We start from the raw sequence: 18769 nt of genomic DNA, 5'->3' as shown, positions 1-18769 counted from the left end.
GGCCGTTGTGGCTGGTCTTGACGCAGGTGTAGATGTCGTGGAGCTGAGCGGTCGTGAAGCCCACGCCGTCGTTGAGCGCGCTGCCCGAACGGACCGCGACGGTCACCGCGTCCTTGGCGAAGGGGATCCACGTCAGGCCGGCCGGGGGGCTGCCGGCCGGGGGCTGGGTGGAGCGGGCGAAGTCGACACAGTTGATGGCGGGGTTGTTGAGGTCGTTGCGCAGCGCCTCGACTCCGGCCGCGGAGCCGTTGGGCCGCGGGATCACGCCGCCGGTACGGCAGGTGACCGGGGTGGTGCCCGTCGCGTCGTACGACTGGATGAGCTGGTTGTCCGGGGTGCCGTTCGGGTCGGGGATGACATTGCCCAGGGCGTTGACCACGTCCTGTGTGGCCTCGGCGCCCACGCCGACGATCTGGCGGGTCTCGGAGTCGGCGGATGCGGGGGTGGTGAGCAGGCTCAGACCGAGGGCGGCGGCGCCGGCAGCGGCGGCCAGGCGAATACGGAACTTGACGTTCACTTCTGTTCTCCTCCGTGCGTACGGATGGCGAGCAAGGGACGGTCAAGCGGAATCCGGACTTCTTACTGCCGACCCGTCGGCCGACACCGTGAACAGTTCCTCACCCTCCCTCGGGAAATCCACCAACTCCACTGAAGGAATGGGTGACGAGGGCATTTCCTAGGCGACTCGTAGAAGATGAGCGAATTGCCACGGAGGAATTGCGGTTCGCAACAATGGGTCGGGCGCCGGAGGACATCGAGGACGCGTACGAGCACGGGGGGGCGGAGACGCGCCGGCACCGGCCGAACGATCGCGCAAGAGCCTCCGACCGATCGTGGTCAGAGGCTCCGCCGCTGGTCGGACACGGTGGGCGCGGACGGTTTCGAACCGCCGACATCTGCTTTGTAAGAGCAGCGCTCTACCCCTGAGCTACGCACCCGTGGATGAGGGAACAGCGTACATGGCCGAGGGGCCCCGGCCGCAAACGGGCCTGGGCGGCACGGGTACGGGGGGTATCCCCACCACCGGGACGGTGGGCGGCCGGATCGGCGCGGGCGGCGCGCGTCCCTACGGTGGGAACACAGTCAGGACGCGCAGCGCGTGCACAGGGACGCGCACTATCCGGGGGACGATCACCATGGCCGCACGCCGTAACCGCACCCGTACGCTTCTCGCCTCCGGCGGGGCCCTTCTCGTCGCGTTCGCCGTCGGCGGATGCAGCGGTACGGACGCGTCGGACGCACCGGCCGAGAAGAAGTCGTTCGCACTGAGCGGTAGGACACTGACGATCGAGGCCGAAAACTCGGTGGTGCGTCTGGTGCCCGCCGATGTGAAGAACATCGAGGTGACCCGGCGGATCGACGGCTGGGTGTTCGGCGGCAGCGGGCCCCGGGGGAGCTGGAGGATGACCGGCGACACGCTGTCCCTCGCGGTGAGGTGCCGGGCGATCGCCAGCGACTGCGAGGCGCTGCACGAGGTGAGGGTGCCGCGCGGAGTGGCCGTGACGGTGCGCGGCAACAACGGCAGGATCACGGCCACCGGCTTCGACACCGCGCTGAAGCTGAGGTCGGACAACGGATCGCTGACCGTCCGGGACTCCAGCGGGCCGGTCGATCTGGAGAGCGACAACGGAAGGATCACGGCGGAGGGCCTCTCCGCCGGAACCGTCACCGCGAAGTCCGACAACGGAGCCATCCGCCTCGGGATGAGCGCCGTACCCGACATGGTCGACACCGTCAGCGACAACGGCCGGATCACGATCGATCTCCCCGCGTCCAGGACGTCGTACGCGGTGAAGGCGTCGAGCGACAACGGCGATGTCGACGTGGACGTACCGAAGGACCCGCGCAGCGCCCATGTGGTGAACGCCCGCAGCGACAACGGGAAAATCACCGTGCGGACCGTGAAGGGCAGCGGCTGAGACACGGGCGGAGCGACGGCCCCGGACACCGGAACTCGGCCACGAAGCGCGAACTAACCGGCCCGTGTGTTCGTCCTTACCTGGTGGGAGAATGGACCAGGCAGGGCGAACTCGGCACGGGAGAGGGATGTGACGGCGACACACGCAGAGCCGCACGCAAGAGCCCAAGCTAAGGCGAGTGCCGTCCGTGATGTCCTCACGCTGATGCTGCTGCCGCTGCCGCTGATCGCCGCCGCGCTGCCGGCCACCTTCGCCGGTGGCGGTACGCGGCGCTGGTTCGGCGGCCGGGGCGAGAGCCAGCGCGCCGACGCCCAGGCCGCGAAGGACGCCGCCGCGGCCTCCTTCTACGAGCTGGACACCGCCCAGCGCGATCTGCGGATCTCGATAGAGACCATCACGGCGGTGGACGGTTCGCCGGGGGCCCGCCAGGCCGTCGCCGACTTCGCGGCGCTGGGCCGGCGTATCGACGAGGTGAGCCACACCTACATCACCGCCGTCGACGCGCACGACCTCGACCGGGACGATCTGGAACCCTCCGTCGCGTCCAAAGCCCGTGGCGAGCTGACCAAGGCCAAGGCTGATCTGGACCGGGTCAAGGGCGAGCTGGACCGGTTCGAGCAGGGGCTCGGACCGCTGCTCGACAAGGCCGAGACCCAGCTCGCCCGGCTGGCGCCCGCCGTGGAGCGGGCCCGGCAGGCGCTTTTGGCCGCGAGCAACGCGCTCGACGCCGTACGCGCCTCCGGACTGCGCGCGGACGAGCTCGCCGCCCGGCTCGCCGCGCTCGGCCCCGAGCTGACCAAGCTCAACCAGGGCGCGGGGCAGCACGGCGTGGCGGACACGCTCCAGCGCGCCGACCGGGTGCTGCGCGACGCCGAGGCCGTACGGGCCGAGGCCGAGCGGCTGCCCGAGCGCGCCCAAGAGATAGACCGCCGGCTGGTCTCGCTGCGTACCCGCGCCCAGGCCCTGACGACCCGCGCCGGGTCCGTGGAGCCCGTCCTCAGCGAGCTGCGCCGCCGTTTCGCCGCCGCGTGCTGGCAGGACCTCCAGCAGGTGCCCGACCATGCGGCGACCAGCGTCCGTCAGGCCGAGGAGAAGCTGAAGGAGGCGGGCAAGGCGCGCGAGGAGCAGCGGTGGGCGGACGCGACCTCACTGCTCAGTACGGCGCGGGCCCTGCTGAACGGTACGGACGAGGCGGTCTCCGCGGCCGGTGACCGGCTGCGGCAGCTGAACGCCGTCTCGAAGGACCCGCAGCAGGAGATCGACCGTACGCGCTTCGCGATCCGCGACGCCCAGCGGCTGGCCATGAGCGGACGCCATACGCCCGAGCCGCGCCATGCCCGCCCGCTGGACGACGCGGTGGCCAGGCTGGAGCGCGCGGTGGCCGCGCTGGAGGGCCGCCATCCCGACTACTGGCACTTTCTGACCGAGACCGAGACCGTACGGAGCACCGTGGCCCGGGTCGTCTCGGACATCCGCGAGGAGCGCGGCGCTGCGGCGCCCGGCCACGGCGCCTGACGCGAGCGGACCCGGTGTCCGCCGTGATCGGCCCGCCCGGCCACGGCGTCTGATTTGTCCCGGACCCCGGCTGGGCGGATGCTGGGTACTACGCCGTACGCCAAAGGAGGCCGCAGATGGCCACCCAAGCGCTCCGCCACCCTCACCGGCGGCGTGTCAGGCTCGATGAACAGCTCCCCGTCGACCACCGGCTGAACCAGGTCTACCGGATCGGCGCCGGACTCATGGGGCTGATCCTGATCGTCTTCGGCATTCTCGGACTGATCGACAAAATCGGTTTCTTCGACACCGGCGGCGCCGGGGTCGCGGGTCTGAACACCAATGGCGCACTGGGCGTGCTGTCCATCTGTGTCGGACTCCTGCTTCTCGCCGGTATGACGATCGGCGGGAATCTCGCCTCGACGCTGAATATGGTCCTGGGAGTTCTCTTCATCGCCAGCGGCTTCGTCAATCTCGCCCTGCTGGACACCGGTTACAATTTCCTCGCCTTTCATATGCCCAATGTGCTGTTCAGCTTTGTGGTGGGGCTGCTGCTGATGTTCTTCGGCATGTACGGAAGAGTCAGCGGCGGTCTGCCGCACGACAATCCGTACTGGCGCGCCCGCCATCCCGAACAGGCGGAGCACGAGCAGCGGCTCCGCGCCAAGATCGAGCAGGTGCGGGCCCATGGGCACGGGTACGGACATCTGCATGATCACGGCTATCAGTACGAGCGGGAACGGGACGAGCGGGAGCGGCACGAACATGAACAGCCGCACGAGAGGAGCCGGACGGACAGCGGCTCCCCCTCCTGACGGACTGCGGCTCCCCTCCTGAGCGGGCACCCCTCCAGAGCGGGCACCAGACCCGAACGGACACCCGGCGCGGCCTGCGCCGGATAGCCTGGTGCCATGCCTCGCTACGAGTACCGCTGCCGCTCCTGTGGTGACACCTTCGAACTCAGCCGTCCGATGTCCGAGTCCGCCGCCCCGGCCGCGTGCCCGGCGGGCCACGACGACACCGTGAAGCTGCTGTCCACCGTCGCGGTCGGCGGCACCGCCAAGGCCGGCTCCCCCGGCCCGGCCGCCGCGACCGGCGGCGGTGGCGGGGGATGCTGCGGCGGTGGCTGCTGCGGCTGACCCGCCGCACGGACCGCGCTCACGGACCCCACGGACCTGCCCGTACGCGCACGGCGCGATGACGGCCGTACGCGTACGGCGCGGTGACGGTCAGGCCGCGCCCCGGGCGCCGGCGGCCAGGCTGAGGCGCCGCAGGATCTCCTCACCCGCCGCGACGCCCGTTTCCTCCAGTACGTCGACATGCGGGGCGCCCCAGCCCGTGTCGGCGAGTTCGCCGTGGCCCGGGCGCCAGGCCCGGTCGGCGGCCAGCAGCAGGTCCGCGTCGAGCAGGGAGTCCCCGGCGGCGAGGGTGAGTCCGGCTCCCGTCCTGCGGGCGATCTCGCGCATCGCGGCGCTCTTGGTGAGCGGCTGCGGTACGGCGTAGATCTTGCGGCCCTGAAGGGAGACCGTCCAGCCGCGGCCCCGCGCCCACTCGGAGAGCTCCTTCACCCAGCCCTCGGGCAGCAGGGTGCGGTCGACCACCAGATAGGCGAAGAGGTCCTCCGCGATCCGCTCCTTGAGCAGCCACGCCGGATCGGCGGCGGCGAGCAGATGGGCACGGACCTCGGCGAGCGGCGCGCACTCGTCGGCGAGCCGGTCGGCCACCCGCGCCTGCCAGGCCGTGTCGGACACACCGTCGACCAGGATGTGGCCACCGTTCGCGCAGATCGCGAATCTCGGTTCGGGACCCGGCAGATGGACCCGGCCGTACTGCTCCCGGGTACGGGTGGTGGTCGGTACGAAAACGGTCGTGCGGGCCAGCTCTTCGAGCAGCCCGGCCGCCGTCTCGGTCAGATACGACAGCGGCTTGCTCCCGTACACCTCGACACAGAGCAGCCGAGGCGCCTCGGCGTCCGGCATCGGGAGCTGGAGCGCGGCGGCCGAGTAGATGAGCGTACGGTCCAGATCGCTCGCGACCAGGACCGGGGCCGGGACCAGGGCAGGCGCCGGGCGCTCGGGCGCGGGCTCAAGGGCTCGCGCCGTCAGGGGAGCTTCCCTCGGCGCGGAAGCCTCCCTCGGCACGGAAGCTTCTGCTGTCACGGGAGCCTCTCTCGTCACGGAGACGTTCACGGCGCGGTCACCGCCTTGCCGTCCGCTCCGGTCGCGCCACGGGTGTACCGCGGGTGGATCAGCCCGACGCAGGTGTACGGAAGACCGTCGACCTCCTCCACCGGCACGCCCCGCTGCCCCGCCAGCAGCCGGACATGGTCGAGGTCCGCGCCCGCGCCGCGCTGGGCGAGGATCTTCCAGGGCACCCGGCGCAGCAGCACACGCGTGGTCTCGCCGACGCCCGGCTTGACGAGGTTCACATCGTGGATGCCGTACTCCTCGCTGATCCGCTCGACCGCCGCCCAGCCTTCCCAGGTCGGGGCCCGGTCCGCCGCGAGCAGTTCCTTGACCTCCGCGTCGACGGCGTCCACGACCTCCTCGAAGTGGGCCGCGACGGTGTCCAGGAAGTGGATCGAGACATCGGCGCCGGCGAGTTCGCCGTAGTGCTTGGCACCGTGGAAGTCGTCCGGGCCGACCAGGTCGGACCGCAGGACGGTACGGGAGATCAGCCCGGAGACGGTCGAGTTGAGGCAGGCGGAGGGAATGAGGAAGTCCTCGCGCGTGCCGTAGGTCCGTACGCAGCCGCCAGGATCGGCGAGGACCGCGATCTGCGGGTCGAAGACGCCGGTGCCCGGGTTGGCCTCCGCGAACCCGGCCAGCGCGTCGGCCAGTTCACGGGTGATCGCGCCCTTGCCGGTCCAGCCGTCGACAAACACCACATCGGCGGGATCGTGGTGGGCGGCGAGCCAGCGCAGGGCATTGGTGTCGATGCCCCGGCCGCGCACGATGGAGACGGCGTAGTGCGGCAGGTCCAGACCGTGCCGCCGCTGGGCCCAGCGGCGCATCAGTACGCCGACGGGCGTGCCGGCGCGGGCCAGGGAGACCAGGACGGGACGGGACGCGCGCTCGGCGAGCACGGTCTCGGTGACGGTGCCGACGGCGTGCGCGATCCGGGCCGCCGAGGTCTCCAGGGCGGAGAGGAACAGCTCCTGGTACTCGGCGCTCGGCTGGTACTCGACCGGTAGCGATTCGGCGTAGTGCGCGCCACCGCTCTGGATCGCCTCCTCGCGCTCCTCCGTCGGGGCCTCCAGCTCCACGTCGGAGAGGTCCTGGAGCAGCCAGCCCACGTCGTCGGGCGCGTAGGAGGAGAAGGCGGGCCCGCGAAGGGGTTCGGGCAGCATGGGGGGTTCCTGCCGTTCGGCGTCGTGCGGGGAAGAGGTGGTGTGCGGGAAAGAGGTGGCGTGCGGGGAAGAGGTGGCGTGCGAGGAGGCACCGGCGCGGGAAGGGGAGTCGGCGCCGGAGGAGGAGTCGTACGAGGAGCCCGGGAGATACGCGGGCACCACCGCCAGAACCACGCGCGGTATGTGCGCGGCGAGTTGCGCCAGCAGACCGTCCGGGCCGTGCAGTTCCGGCGAGTCCGCGAGGGAGTCGACCACGGCGACCACCGCGTCGAAGCCGCCGCCCGCGACGTTGTAGGCATACCGGTCGCCGGTGCCCTCGCCGTCGGGGAAGGCGGCGGTGTCATGGGCGGGGAAGACAAGACGGCTGCGTATGGCGTAGCCGGGATCGTCCACGGCCAGCACCGGGGACCGGGTGGTGGTGGAGTACCGCACCTCCGCGCCGGAGATACGTTCCAGCGCCTCGGCCAGTCTCAGGGGCGCGTACATCAGCTCCTCGAAGCCGAGGACGAGGACCCGCCCGGCGCCGGCGAGCCGATCGGCCAGCGTGGTGGCCAGCGCGGGCAGCGCGGACTCCAGCCGGGCCCGATGGGCGGGGGTGAAGCCGTGCCGGCCGCCGTCCGGGACCCCGGCCGGCCAGTCCAGATCCACCCGCTGAACCGTCCCGGCGGCCGGACCTCCGCCCGAGCCGGTGTCTCCGCCCGCGTCCCCGTCCGCGCCGTCCGGACCGTACGGAGGCCGGGGCGCCCCGGCCGGTGTCGTACCCTCCGGCGTCGCACCCGTCGCCGTCGCCGCGCTCTCGTGTTCCTCGACCAGTGCGCGGCCCTTCTCCAGCACGCCGTCCGGCAGCTCGATGGTCCCGGAGGCGAGCGTGATCAGATCCACGCGCGCGCCGATCCGCTCCGCGAAGTCCGCGAGCCGTCCCTGGTCGGCCGCCGAGCGCATGTCCACCAGGGCGACGATCACGTACCAGCCGCGCGGATAGCGCTCGTGGAGCGCGAGGACGGTGTTGAGGACGGTGTTCCCCGTGGAGAACTCGTCGTCCACGAGGACCAGCGGGCCGTCCGAGGCGAGCAGCGCGGGATCCTCCGGCAGCAGCAGATGGGAGGTGGCGTGCGAGTGCGACTCCTCGAAACCGCCCGCCCGCTCCACACCCGGCACCGGCCGGCGCGTGGAGTGCAGATACGGCGCGTGGCGCACGCCGTCCGCGACCGCGTGGCCGAGTCCGGTCGCGGTCTCCGCGTAGCCGAGGACGACGGCGCGCGCCACGTCCGCGCCGAGCAGTTCCCGTACCCGCTCGCCCAGCCGGACGCCGGTTCCGTATACGACCTCGGGTCGTTGCGGTACGTGTTTGCCCAGCACATTCGAGACAAGGAGATGGGCCCGCCGGGGATTGCGGCGCAGGGCCAGTCCCAGCAGATCCCGTAGCCCCTCGGCGCCCGCGAGCCGCACTCCGAGCCGCTCGGCGACCCAGGTGCCCGACCAGACCATCCCGGCGTTCTCCTCCTTCCCTCCGGACGTCCCCGCCGGCCCCCCGGACGCCCGCGCGGACATCCCCTCCGACCCCGAGGACGCCTCAGCACCCGCGGACGCCTCCACAGACCGTTCCGTGCCGCTCACTCGCCGAGACCGGCGGTGAGCAGCTCCACGAACCCGACGTCCTCGCGCGCGACCCCGAAGACCTCGGCCCGCTGAATGGTCCGCTCGGCCCAGGCGCGGTGGGGCTTCACCTCGTTCATCTTGTTCGTGTACGCCGAGCGCAGCACTCCGCCTCCGTCGCGCTCCGGCCGCAGGATGTCCTGGGCGTCGCTGAACTCCTCATGGCTGACCACCGACAGCGCGTGGACGGGCGGCACATGAGAGGGATGGATACAGGTCTTGCCCAGCAGTCCGTTGGCCCGGTCGAGCTCGATCTCGCGCAGCAGTCCGTCGAGATCGTGCTCGATCAGGGCCGTACGCAGCTCCTCCGCGCGGCCTTCGAGGAACGGGCTGCGCCGGAGCTGGGGCTTGAACATACGTTCCTGCAGACGGAAGTACTCCCACACCGGGCCGGTGATCGTGAAGCCCGAGCCGTCCGCACGGCCCAGCACATTGACCACATCCGCGATGACACCCGCCACGATGCGTACGTCGTACGCGGTCATGTCCGGCGATCTGCGCAGCCCGTACGCGGAGCAGAAGTCGGTGACGCCCAGCCGCAGCGCGAGCACGCGGTCGCGGTACTTGTCGACGACATTGGCGATCCCGGTGAGCGTCTCCGTCCTGGTCTCCAGATGCAGCAGCTCGGGCGATTCCAGCACCGGCATCGCGTAGAGCTGATGGCCGGTGGCACTCTCCGCCTCGGCGAGCGCCTCCAGAAAGGGCGTGCCGCGCTCCTCGGTGAACTTCGGCAGTACAAATCCGGACAGCAGCCGGATCGAGGAGCCCATCCGCCGGGCGAGGTCAGGAATCTGCCCCGGCTCACGGACCCGGATGAAGAGCAGCGGTGTGGCCGCGCCGCGCTCGTCGAGATCGGCGAACTGCCGGACGAGATTGGCCTCGGCCGAGTCGACCTCGGAGTCATGGATGGAATCCTCCAGGCAGAGCACCATGGAGACGACTCCGCGCCGGGTCTGCTTCACCACGTCGTCGGCGAGCCGCGGCCGGGTGGCCGGGCAGTAGAGCGTGGCCCCGAGAGCAGCCGCCAGGAGACGGGCCGGAGAGCCCGCGGTGAACTCGCACGGCTCCTGATGGAACAGACCCTCCCGGGCAGCGGGCGGGATATGCCCGAAATGACGCATGTGAATCCCCCGTACTGCCGATGTGGCCGGTTGGGCATGTGGCCGGTAATAGTACGTACGGACGGGTGTCAAGAGTTCCCACGCTTCATGAAATCCAGGTAACTCGTCCGCTTCGCGCCCATGTCCTTGGTGTAGTGGATGGATCGGGCCGCCCCCGCGTTGTCCGCACGGGTGACGGGAAGGCAGGATGACTGGCATGACGCACGCGATGCTGAAGGGCTCGAACGTCCCCCTCGACGCCATGGCCGTACGAGCCGTGCTGCGGTGGTCCCCGGGTGCCGGGGTCCCCGATGTGGATGCCTCCGCCCTGCTGCTCGGGTCCGGCGGCCGGGTGCGTTCCGACGAGGACTTCGTCTTCTACAACCAGCCCCGGCATCCGTCCGGGCTGGTCCGGCGGCTGCCCAAGAAGCAGGTCGGCGAGGCGCTGACCGATACCGTCGAGGCCGATCTCGCCGCGCTCGACGCCTCCGTCGAACAGGTGGTGCTCGCTGCCTCCTCCGACGGCGCGAGTTTCCAGCATGTCAGCGATCTGCGGATCCTGCTCTACGACGCCGGCTCGGCCGACGGCGAGCCGCTGGCCGCCTTCGACGTACGGCCGGAGACCGGCGAGGAGACCGCAATCATCTGCGGTGAGCTGTACCGGCGCGGGGAGGGCTGGAAATTCCGCGCGGTGGGCCAGGGATATCCCACCGGTCTGGTCGGTCTGGCCACCGCGTTCGGCATCTCGGTGGACGAGACGGAGGAGTCCGCCGACGAGCCGTCGCCCGCCGCCGCCCAGGCCGCCGACGCCGGTGCCACGGTGGCCGTCGAGCCGCCCGTCCGGGTGCCGCCTCCGCCGGCCCAGCCGCCCACCCAGCCGATGGCGCCCGCGTACGGTTATCCGCAGCCCGCGCTGCCCGCGGCTCCGCCCACCTACGGCTACCCGCAACCGGTCGCCGCGCCCCGGCCGCAGCCCGCCTACGGCTATCCGCAACCCGCCGCCGCGGCGGCTCCCGCACCCGATCCGAACTTCCGGCTGCCCCCGATGGGACCGCAGTTCATCCGTCAGTAGCACCGGGGCCGTCCGCTCAGGTCTTCGTCTTGTAGCCACGCCCCCACTGGAGGCCCCAGCCGTACAGCCGGTCGAGCTCCGCCTGGAAGCCGTAGACGAACTTCACCTCGCGGCGCACGATCAGCTCGCCCTTGACGTTCTCCACCGAGAACACCGCGCACGAGCGGGCCTGCGGCGTGTCCGCGTCGAGTGCGATCTCTATCCGCGGACCGCTGCTCGGGTAGAGCGTCACATGGGCGTGCGTACGGTCGAAGGCCGGCGTCTGGTCGTAGATGTAGACGAAGACCAGCAGTCGCTTGATCTTCTCCCAGTGATCGAGATTGACATAGATCGTCTCGCCCGAGCCGGAGCCGAACCGGTCGTCACCGCTGAGCTTGACGAACGGCGGATCGTTGAGGTCGCCGAGGAAACCGCCCAGCGGCTGCACCACGCCCTTGCTGCCGTCGGTCAGCTCGTACATGCAGCCCAGATCGAGGTCCACATTGACCATGCCCTGGGTGTGGGCCTGCACCACATCGGGCTTGAAGAGCTTGAGCGGATGCCGCAGCAGCGAACTGCCCTGCCGGGACCGGTCCTCGATGTCGGAGGTGCGCATCCGCCAGGAGAGATTGACCCGCAGATTGCCCGTGGCCGCGCCCTGCTTGGAGAGCGAGACCGAAGGACGTCGCCTGGTCAGCTCGATCGAGTTGGACGCGGCGCTCCCCGAATCGAAATCCGACGCCCTTCCCTGCCACAGATTGTCCCAGAAGGCCATGCCCGCCCACCCCTGTCATCCACTCGCCACCAGCACACGGACCGACGGGGCGGCCGTCAGGCTTCCGCCTCACGGCCGCCCCGTCCAGAGCGTTCCCGAAATCCCCTCCGGGTCACACCTCGGAGGACCGGCTCACCGGAGGGCTCACCGGCGCACGGCCCGGACGCGAAGCGCCACCTCAGACACTCAGCGCCGCCTTGTCGTCATCGGGATCCTTGTCGCCGCCCGCCGCCTCCAGCGCTCTGTTCCTGCGCACCGATGACCAGAAAGAGGCCGCAATCAGGACAACACCGATCAGACCGGTGATGACTTCATTGATCGAGTGCTCAATGGTGACCAGCAGAATCACGGCCAGCGCACCGATCGCGTAGTGCGCGCCGTGCTCCAGATACACGTAGTCGTCCAGGGTGCCCTGGCGGACGAGATAGACGGTGAGGGACCGGACGTACATCGCGCCGATACCGAGACCCAGCGCCATCCAGAAGATGTGGTTGGTGATGGCGAAGGCGCCGATGACACCGTCGAAGGAGAAGGACGCGTCCAGCACCTCCAGATACAGGAAGAGGAAGAAGGCGGCCTTGCCGGCCAGCCCCACCGCCGAGACGGTCTTGCCCTCGGCCTTGGCCTTCTCCTCCTCTTCCTGCTCGTGCTCCTCCTGCTCCTCCAGCCGGTTCTCGAAGTAGCCCGAGAGACCGCCGACGACGAGATAGGTGATCAGTCCCGCGACACCGGCGAGCAGCACGGTGGAGGACTTGTCCGCGTAGCCCGAGCTGGTGTGGGCGTGGGTGGCGAAGGTCAGCGCCGTGACCAGCAGCACGATCAGCGCGATGCAGACGGACAGCATGTCGACCTTGCCGAGCTTGGCCAGGGGACGTTCCAGCCAGCCGAGCCACTTGATGTCCCGCTCCTCGAAGATGAAGTCGAGGAAGATCATCAGCAGGAACATGCCGCCGAAGGAGGCGATGGCCGGATGGGCGTCGGTGACCAGGTCCTTGTACCGGTCGGGGTCGTCCAGCGCGAGCTGCACGGCGTCGATCGGCCCGACCTTGGCGCTGATGGCCACGATCACGACGGGGAACACCAGTCGCATGCCGAACACCGCGATGAGAATGCCGACCGTGAGGAAGATCTTCTGCCAGAAGGCATTCATCTTCTTCAGGACACCGGCGTTGACGACCGCGTTGTCGAACGACAGAGAGATCTCAAGGATCGACAGGATCAGTACGATCCCGAACGCCTCCCACCCCCACTGCCAGGCCGCGAAGGCGAGGCCGACCGCCGTGATGGCGAACGACCAGCCGAAGGTTTTCAGGATCACTGGCTACCCCATCTGGTGATTAACGGGTTTTCCCCCGCGCAGAGTACTGCTTTACGAAACGTTGACCCCGAAGTCTAGAGCGATGCCCCGCAGCCCCGACGCGTACCCCTGTCCCACGGCCCGGAACTTCCACTCACCGCCATAGCGGTAGAGCTCGCCGAAGATCATCGCCGTTTCCGTGGAGGCGTCCTCACTCAGGTCGTACCGCGCCAGTTCCTGACCGTCGGCCTGATTGGCCACCCGGATGAAGGCATTGCTGACCTGGCCGAATGTCTGGCCGCGATTGTCGGCCTCATGGATGGAGACCGGAAAGACGATCTTGTCGCAGGTTGCCGGCACCTTGGAGAGGTCGACAATCAGGGACTCGTCGTCACCCTCGCCCTCACCCGTCAGATTGTCACCGGTGTGCTCGACGGAGCCGTCCGGGCTCGTCAGGTTGTTGTAGAAGATGAACCACTCGTCGCCGAGCACCCGTCCCGACTGGCACAGCAGGGCGCTGGCGTCGAGGTCGAAGGGCGCTCCGGTGGTGGATCGCGCATCCCAGCCGAGCCCGACCAGCACCTGGGTGAGATTGGGTGCGGCCTTGGAGAGGGAGACATTGCCTCCCTTGGCGAGTGTGACGCCCATGATGGTGAGTCCTCCCCGAGGTGATGTGGTGCCGTGCTGCGAGGTCAAGACGCGCCTGACGTCCTGCCCCTTCAAACCTTGTTCATGCCGTCTTCGCCGTACCGACGCGCGTACGAATTCGGAGCCGAATCCGGGAGCGAATCCGAGACGCGTACGGCGCCGCACAGAAGTGTGCGGCGCCGGACACGGAAAGACGAGCCGTTCAGACGTTGACGCCGAAGTCCTGCGCGATACCGCGCAGCCCCGAGGCGTACCCCTGGCCGATGGCGCGGAACTTCCACTCCGCGCCGTTGCGGTACAGCTCGCCGAAGACCATCGCGGTCTCCGTCGAGGCGTCCTCGCTCAGGTCGTAACGCGCCAGCTCGTTGTTGTCGGCCTGGTTGACGACGCGGATGAACGCGTTGCGCACCTGGCCGAAGGACTGCTGACGGCTCTCGGCCTCGTAGATCGAGACGGGGAACACGATCTTGTCGACATCGGCGGGCACCGCGGCCAGATTGACCTTGATCGCCTCGTCGTCGCCCTCGCCCTCACCGGTGAGGTTGTCACCGGTGTGCTCGACGGAGCCGTCCGGGCTCTTGAGGTTGTTGAAGAAGACGAAGTTGCCGTCGACGGCGACCTTGCCCTCGGCGTTGGTCAGCAGGGCGCTGGCGTCGAGGTCGAAGTCACTGCCGGTGGTCGTACGGACGTCCCAGCCCAGACCCACGGTGACCGCGGTCAGGTTGGGCGCGGCCTTGGTCAGCGAGACGTTTCCGCCCTTGCTGAGGCTGACTCCCACGAGTCCTCCCTTTGGTTTCTCGGGGCGGCGCTGCCCCTGAAGCGTTGCATCGGATCAACGACTGGATCCTAGTGACCGGTTCCCCGCCACCGGGCGATTTCGCGGGGCCCGGATGGCCCGCCGCGCGGTTTCAGAGCGCGGCGAGCGCCTTGACGTAGTCGCCGAGATCCCTGGCGTCCGGCAGACCGTTGAGGATGCTCCAGCGCACGATGCCGTCCTTGTCGAGGATGAACGTCCCGCGCAGGGCGCAGCCCTTCTCCTCGTCGAAGACCCCGTACGCGCGCGAGACCTCGCCGTGCGGCCAGAAGTCCGACAGCAGGGGGTACTCCAGACCCTCCTGTTCGGCGAAGACACGCAGGGTGTGGATGGAGTCGTTCGAGACGGCGAGGAGCTGGGTGTCCTCGTTGACGAACGAGGGCAGCTCGTCGCGGAGCGCGCACAGCTCGCCCGTGCAGACGCCGGTGAAGGCGAAGGGGTAGAAGAGCAGCACCACATTCTTCCCGGCGCCGTCCGCGCCGTCGGCCCCGCCCTTCGCCGTGCGGAAGTCGGACAGCCGCACGGTCCGCCCGTGGTTGTCCTTGAGCTCGAAGTCCGGAGCGGGAGCGCCGACCTCGATCGCCATGGGATACGTCCTTTCACGTGGCCGGCCCTGTGCCGTCCGTCACCGTCCAGCCTACGGGCTGCCCCGTGATCGCCGGTGGGTCCGCGCGCGGCTTCGGACGCGGTACATCGCAGGGCGGAGGGGCGTCCCCGTACCGGGCGGGACGGCCCTTGGGGTCCGGGTGCCGCGGGCGGGGCCGGACCGGATGCGCGAGGCCCCCGCCGACGCGAAGGTCGGCGGGGGCCGTCATGGCTGCTGCGCCGGTACTGCTGCCGCGTCTCGCGCCCCCGGGGCGCCCGGGGTCAGCGCTTCGACTTCGCCGCCTTGGGGGTGACGAGCCGGCTGCCGGTCCAGTCCTTGCCGGCGTTGATGCTCTTGGTCTGGGACAGGCCCGCGGTCTGGGCGGCCTCGTTGATGTCGCTCGGTTCGACGTAGCCATCACGGCCGGTCTTGGGCGTCAGCAACCAGACCGCTCCGCCCTCCTCGATCAGACCGATGGCGTCCACCAGCGCGTCCGTAAGGTCGCCGTCCTCGTCACGGAACCACAGGAGGACGGCGTCGGCCACGTCCTCATAGTCCTCGTCGACGAGCTCCTGGCCGATGACAGCCTCGATGGACTCGCGGAGCTCCTGCTCGACGTCGTCGTCGTAGCCGATCTCCTGGACCACCTGTCCGGGTTCGAACCCCAGCCTTGCGGCAAGGTTGGTCCGTTCCTCCGCGTGGTCCGCGGTCGCGCTCACGGATTGCCTCCTGATCATGTTTCGGAAAATGCTTCAGACCCGCGCGTGCGCGGGGCATTGGCCGTAGTCCACACGGGCGCAGCGGATCGCGCAAGTACCCGGCCGCCGAGACCGCCGAAACGGTGACGTTCCCGGCCTCTTCGCCGCATCTCCTGTCACTTCGCCACCGTCTCCTGTAACGCGGGCCATACGTTTCCTCCTTCTTCGCCATGTTATGCCGGTTCAGTACGCCAATCAGGTCCGAACGGCCGAACGAAACACATAGACGGGTTGGGCGTATGGTTGCGATTTGACCGCGGCGAAGACCGAAGCGGAGACCGGGAACGGGGCGGGATTCCCCGGAGATACCTGGTTACCCCTCGGTAGAGATGACGTTTCCCCCGCAGCGGTACACGATGGAGGCGGCGTGCGTGCCCACTCCCTGGGGGCTCCGGTGAGAATCCCTCGGATCCCCGGGCCCGCGTAGCGAGCAGTATTCCGACGGCGTGCACCGCATCGACCGTGTGCAGGGCACGACACGACCAACCAGCGAAGGACAAGCGTGGCTTCCGGATCCGATCGCACCCCGATCATCATTGGCGGCCTGCCCAGCCAGGTCCCGGACTTCGATCCCGAAGAGACCCAGGAGTGGCTCGACTCCCTCGACGCCGCTGTCGACGAGCGGGGCCGTGAGCGCGCCCGCTATCTGATGCTCCGGCTGATCGAGCGTGCCCGCGAGAAGCGCGTGGCCGTGCCCGAGATGCGCAGCACGGACTACGTCAACACCATCGCCACCAAGGACGAGCCGTTCTTCCCCGGAAACGAGGAGATCGAGCGCAGGATCCTCAACGCGACGCGCTGGAACGCGGCCGTGATGGTCTCGCGCGCGCAGCGCCCGGGGATCGGTGTCGGCGGCCATATCGCCACCTTCGCCTCCTCCGCCTCGCTCTACGACGTGGGCTTCAACCACTTCTTCCGGGGCAAGGACGGCGGCGACGGCGGCGACCAGATCTTCTTCCAGGGCCACGCCTCTCCGGGCATCTACGCCCGTGCCTTTCTGCTGGACCGGCTGAGCGAGACGCAGCTCGACGCGTTCCGCCAGGAGAAGTCGAAGGCGCCGTACGGACTGTCCAGCTATCCGCACCCCCGGCTGATGCCGGACTTCTGGGAGTTCCCGACCGTCTCCATGGGCCTCGGCCCGCTCGGCGCGATCTACCAGGCCAGGATGAACCGCTACATGGAGGCGCGCGGCATCGCCGACACCTCCGCCTCGCACGTCTGGGCATACCTCGGCGACGGCGAGATGGACGAGCCCGAGTCGCTGGGCCAGCTCTCCATCGCCGCCCGTGAGGGCCTGGACAATCTGACCTTCGTCGTGAACTGCAATCTCCAGCGGCTCGACGGCCCGGTGCGCGGCAACGGCAAGATCATCCAGGAGCTGGAGTCGCAGTTCCGCGGCGCCGGCTGGAATGTCGTCAAGCTGGTCTGGGACCGCTCCTGGGACCCGCTGCTCGCGCAGGACAGGGACGGTGTCCTGGTCAACCGGCTGAACACCACGCCGGACGGGCAGTTCCAGACGTACGCCACCGAGACCGGCGCGTACATCCGTGAGCACTTCTTCGGCGACGACCAGCGGCTGCGCGCCATGGTCGAGCACATGACCGACGACCAGATCCTGCATCTCGGCCGCGGTGGCCACGACCACAGGAAGGTCTACGCCGCGTACGCGGCGGCCAAGGCGCACAAGGGCCAGCCGACGGTGATCCTGGCGCAGACGGTCAAGGGCTGGACCCTCGGGCCGAACTTCGAGGGCCGCAACGCCACCCACCAGATGAAGAAGCTGACGGTCTCCGACCTCAAGGGCTTCCGCGACCGGCTGCACCTCCCGATCACGGACCGGGAGCTGGAGGACGGCCTGCCGCCGTACTACCACCCGGGCCGGGACTCCGAGGAGATCCAGTACATGCACGACCGGCGCAAGTCGCTGGGCGGGTACGTACCGACCCGGGTCGTCCGGGCCAAGCCGCTGCACCTGCCCGAGGACAAGACGTACGCGGCGGTCAGGAAGGGCTCGGGACAGCAGTCGATCGCCACCACCATGGCGTTCGTCCGGCTGCTCAAGGACCTGATGCGGGACAAGGAGATCGGCAAGCGGTTCGTGCTGATCGCCCCCGACGAATACCGCACGTTCGGTATGGACTCGTTCTTCCCGAGCGCCAAGATCTACAACCCGCTGGGCCAGCAGTACGAGGCCGTGGACCGCGAGCTGCTGCTCGCGTACAAGGAGTCCCCGACCGGCCAGATGCTGCACGACGGCATCTCCGAGGCGGGCTGTACGGCCTCGCTGATCGCGGCGGGCTCGGCGTACGCCACCCATGGCGAGCCGCTGATCCCGGTCTATGTCTTCTACTCGATGTTCGGTTTCCAGCGGACCGGTGACCAGTTCTGGCAGATGTCCGACCAGCTCGCCCGGGGCTTCGTGCTGGGCGCGACCGCCGGACGGACGACACTGACCGGTGAGGGTCTCCAGCACGCGGACGGCCACTCGCATCTGCTGGCCTCGACGAATCCGGCCTGTATCGCCTACGACCCGGCGTACGGCTTCGAGATCGCGCACATCGTCAAGGACGGTCTGCGCCGGATGTACGGCCAGGCCGCCCCCGGGGAGAGCGCGGACGTCTTCTACTACCTCACCGTCTACAACGAGCCGATCCAGCATCCCGCCGAGCCGGCCGATGCGGACGTGGAGGGCATCCTCAAGGGAATCCATCTCTTCAAGCGGGGCGAGCGGGGCTCGGTCCCGGCGCAGATCATGGCCTCCGGTGTGGCCGTGCCCTGGGCGCTGGAGGCTCAGCGGCTGCTCGCCGAGGAGTGGAACGTCAGGGCGGACGTCTGGTCGGCGACCTCCTGGAACGAGCTGCGCCGTGAGGCCGTCGAGGTGGAGCGGCACAATCTGCTCCACCCGGAGGAGGAGCAGCTCGTCCCGTACGTGACCCGGAAGCTGTCCGGCGCGGAAGGTCCGTTCGTGGCCGTCTCCGACTGGATGCGTTCGGTGCCCGACCAGATCGCGCGCTGGGTTCCCGGCTCGTACCAGTCGCTGGGCGCGGACGGGTTCGGCTTCGCGGACACGCGCGGCGCGGCCCGCCGCTTCTTCCACATCGACGCGCAGTCGGTGGTGCTCGCGGTGCTGACCGAGCTGGCGAAGGAGGGCCGCGTCGACCGTTCCGCGCTGAAGCAGGCGGTGGACCGCTACCGGCTGCTGGACGCCTCGGCCGCGGATCCGGGCACGGCGGGCGGCGACGCCTGACAGCGGTTCGCGGTTGGGTGTACGGGGGCGGCGGGACCGGTGGGTCCTGCCGCCCCCGGCCCTGCCCAGGGCCGC

The 18769-nt window shown here is 69.4% G+C and carries 15 protein-coding genes, 1 tRNA gene and 1 pseudogene; 6 read left to right on the top strand and 11 right to left on the bottom strand.

The window, feature by feature from the left end; genetic code table 11:
- Nucleotides 1-517 (bottom strand): annotated as a pseudogene (locus BFF77_RS05865) (substrate-binding domain-containing protein); the annotation flags it as partial.
- 349 nt (nt 518-866) lie between these two features.
- Nucleotides 867-938 (bottom strand) — tRNA-Val (locus BFF77_RS05860).
- A gap of 198 nt (nt 939-1136) precedes the next feature.
- On the opposite strand from BFF77_RS05860, the gene BFF77_RS05855 reads away from it, so the two are divergent.
- The 4 genes from BFF77_RS05855 to BFF77_RS05840 all read left to right on the top strand — a co-directional run bounded on the left by BFF77_RS05855 (nt 1137) and on the right by BFF77_RS05840 (nt 4552).
- On the top strand, nt 1137-1919 hold the full coding sequence (locus BFF77_RS05855; protein WP_066944487.1) for a DUF4097 family beta strand repeat-containing protein: 783 nt from the start codon (nt 1137-1139) through the stop codon (nt 1917-1919).
- A 129-nt stretch (nt 1920-2048) separates the two neighbouring features.
- Nucleotides 2049-3434: a coiled-coil domain-containing protein gene (locus BFF77_RS05850; protein ID WP_066944485.1), complete on the top strand. Its 1386-nt coding sequence runs from the start codon at nt 2049-2051 to the stop codon at nt 3432-3434.
- A gap of 116 nt (nt 3435-3550) precedes the next feature.
- Nucleotides 3551-4228, top strand: a complete 678-nt coding sequence (locus BFF77_RS05845; RefSeq protein ID WP_079124873.1) for a DUF4383 domain-containing protein — start codon at nt 3551-3553, stop codon at nt 4226-4228.
- A 96-nt stretch (nt 4229-4324) separates the two neighbouring features.
- Entirely contained in the window at nt 4325-4552 is a 228-nt protein-coding gene (locus tag BFF77_RS05840; RefSeq protein ID WP_066944483.1) for an FmdB family zinc ribbon protein, read from the top strand.
- Between the two features lie 90 nt (nt 4553-4642).
- Here BFF77_RS05840 and BFF77_RS05835 read toward each other — a convergent pair whose 3' ends face one another.
- From BFF77_RS05835 to BFF77_RS05825, 3 genes are all read right to left on the bottom strand, one after another.
- Entirely contained in the window at nt 4643-5572 is a 930-nt protein-coding gene (locus tag BFF77_RS05835; protein WP_425424343.1) for an HAD family hydrolase, read from the bottom strand.
- Nucleotides 5573-5598: 26 nt separating this feature from the next.
- Nucleotides 5599-8250, bottom strand: coding sequence for a phosphoribosyltransferase (locus tag BFF77_RS05830; protein WP_066944481.1), 2652 nt, complete (start codon nt 8248-8250; stop codon nt 5599-5601).
- Between the two features lie 125 nt (nt 8251-8375).
- Nucleotides 8376-9539 carry an HpcH/HpaI aldolase/citrate lyase family protein gene (locus BFF77_RS05825; RefSeq protein ID WP_066944480.1) on the bottom strand — a complete coding sequence of 388 codons (1164 nt, stop codon included), beginning with the start codon at nt 9537-9539 and terminating at the stop codon, nt 8376-8378.
- Nucleotides 9540-9726: 187 nt separating this feature from the next.
- Here BFF77_RS05825 and BFF77_RS05820 point away from each other — a divergent pair, with 187 nt between their 5' ends.
- The gene (locus BFF77_RS05820; protein WP_066944478.1) at nt 9727-10590 is read left to right on the top strand and encodes a TerD family protein; all 864 of its coding nucleotides are present in this window, start codon (nt 9727-9729) and stop codon (nt 10588-10590) included.
- Nucleotides 10591-10606: 16 nt separating this feature from the next.
- On the opposite strand, the gene BFF77_RS05815 is transcribed toward BFF77_RS05820, so the two are convergent.
- The 6 genes from BFF77_RS05815 to BFF77_RS05790 all read right to left on the bottom strand — a co-directional run bounded on the left by BFF77_RS05815 (nt 10607) and on the right by BFF77_RS05790 (nt 15408).
- Nucleotides 10607-11344, bottom strand: a complete 738-nt coding sequence (locus BFF77_RS05815) for a TerD family protein (RefSeq protein ID WP_066944476.1) — start codon at nt 11342-11344, stop codon at nt 10607-10609.
- Nucleotides 11345-11522: 178 nt separating this feature from the next.
- Nucleotides 11523-12662 carry a DUF475 domain-containing protein gene (locus tag BFF77_RS05810; protein WP_066944474.1) on the bottom strand — a complete coding sequence of 380 codons (1140 nt, stop codon included), beginning with the start codon at nt 12660-12662 and terminating at the stop codon, nt 11523-11525.
- A gap of 51 nt (nt 12663-12713) precedes the next feature.
- On the bottom strand, nt 12714-13289 hold the full coding sequence (locus BFF77_RS05805; protein ID WP_066944472.1) for a TerD family protein: 576 nt from the start codon (nt 13287-13289) through the stop codon (nt 12714-12716).
- Between the two features lie 202 nt (nt 13290-13491).
- Entirely contained in the window at nt 13492-14067 is a 576-nt protein-coding gene (locus BFF77_RS05800; protein ID WP_066944470.1) for a TerD family protein, read from the bottom strand.
- A 130-nt stretch (nt 14068-14197) separates the two neighbouring features.
- Nucleotides 14198-14689: a peroxiredoxin gene (locus tag BFF77_RS05795; protein WP_066944468.1), complete on the bottom strand. Its 492-nt coding sequence runs from the start codon at nt 14687-14689 to the stop codon at nt 14198-14200.
- 281 nt (nt 14690-14970) lie between these two features.
- Nucleotides 14971-15408, bottom strand: a complete 438-nt coding sequence (locus BFF77_RS05790) for a DUF3052 domain-containing protein (protein WP_066944466.1) — start codon at nt 15406-15408, stop codon at nt 14971-14973.
- A gap of 541 nt (nt 15409-15949) precedes the next feature.
- Here BFF77_RS05790 and aceE point away from each other — a divergent pair.
- Complete coding sequence (aceE, locus tag BFF77_RS05785; RefSeq protein WP_066944465.1) at nt 15950-18694, top strand: pyruvate dehydrogenase (acetyl-transferring), homodimeric type; 2745 nt, start codon at nt 15950-15952, stop codon at nt 18692-18694.
- Nucleotides 18695-18769: the final 75 nt, after the last annotated feature.

This window comes from Streptomyces lushanensis (assembly GCF_001700515.1).
Taxonomy (GTDB): domain Bacteria; phylum Actinomycetota; class Actinomycetes; order Streptomycetales; family Streptomycetaceae; genus Streptomyces; species Streptomyces lushanensis.
Note: the sequence above shows the minus strand (reverse complement) of the source record. Positions and strands in the feature narration are given on the sequence as shown.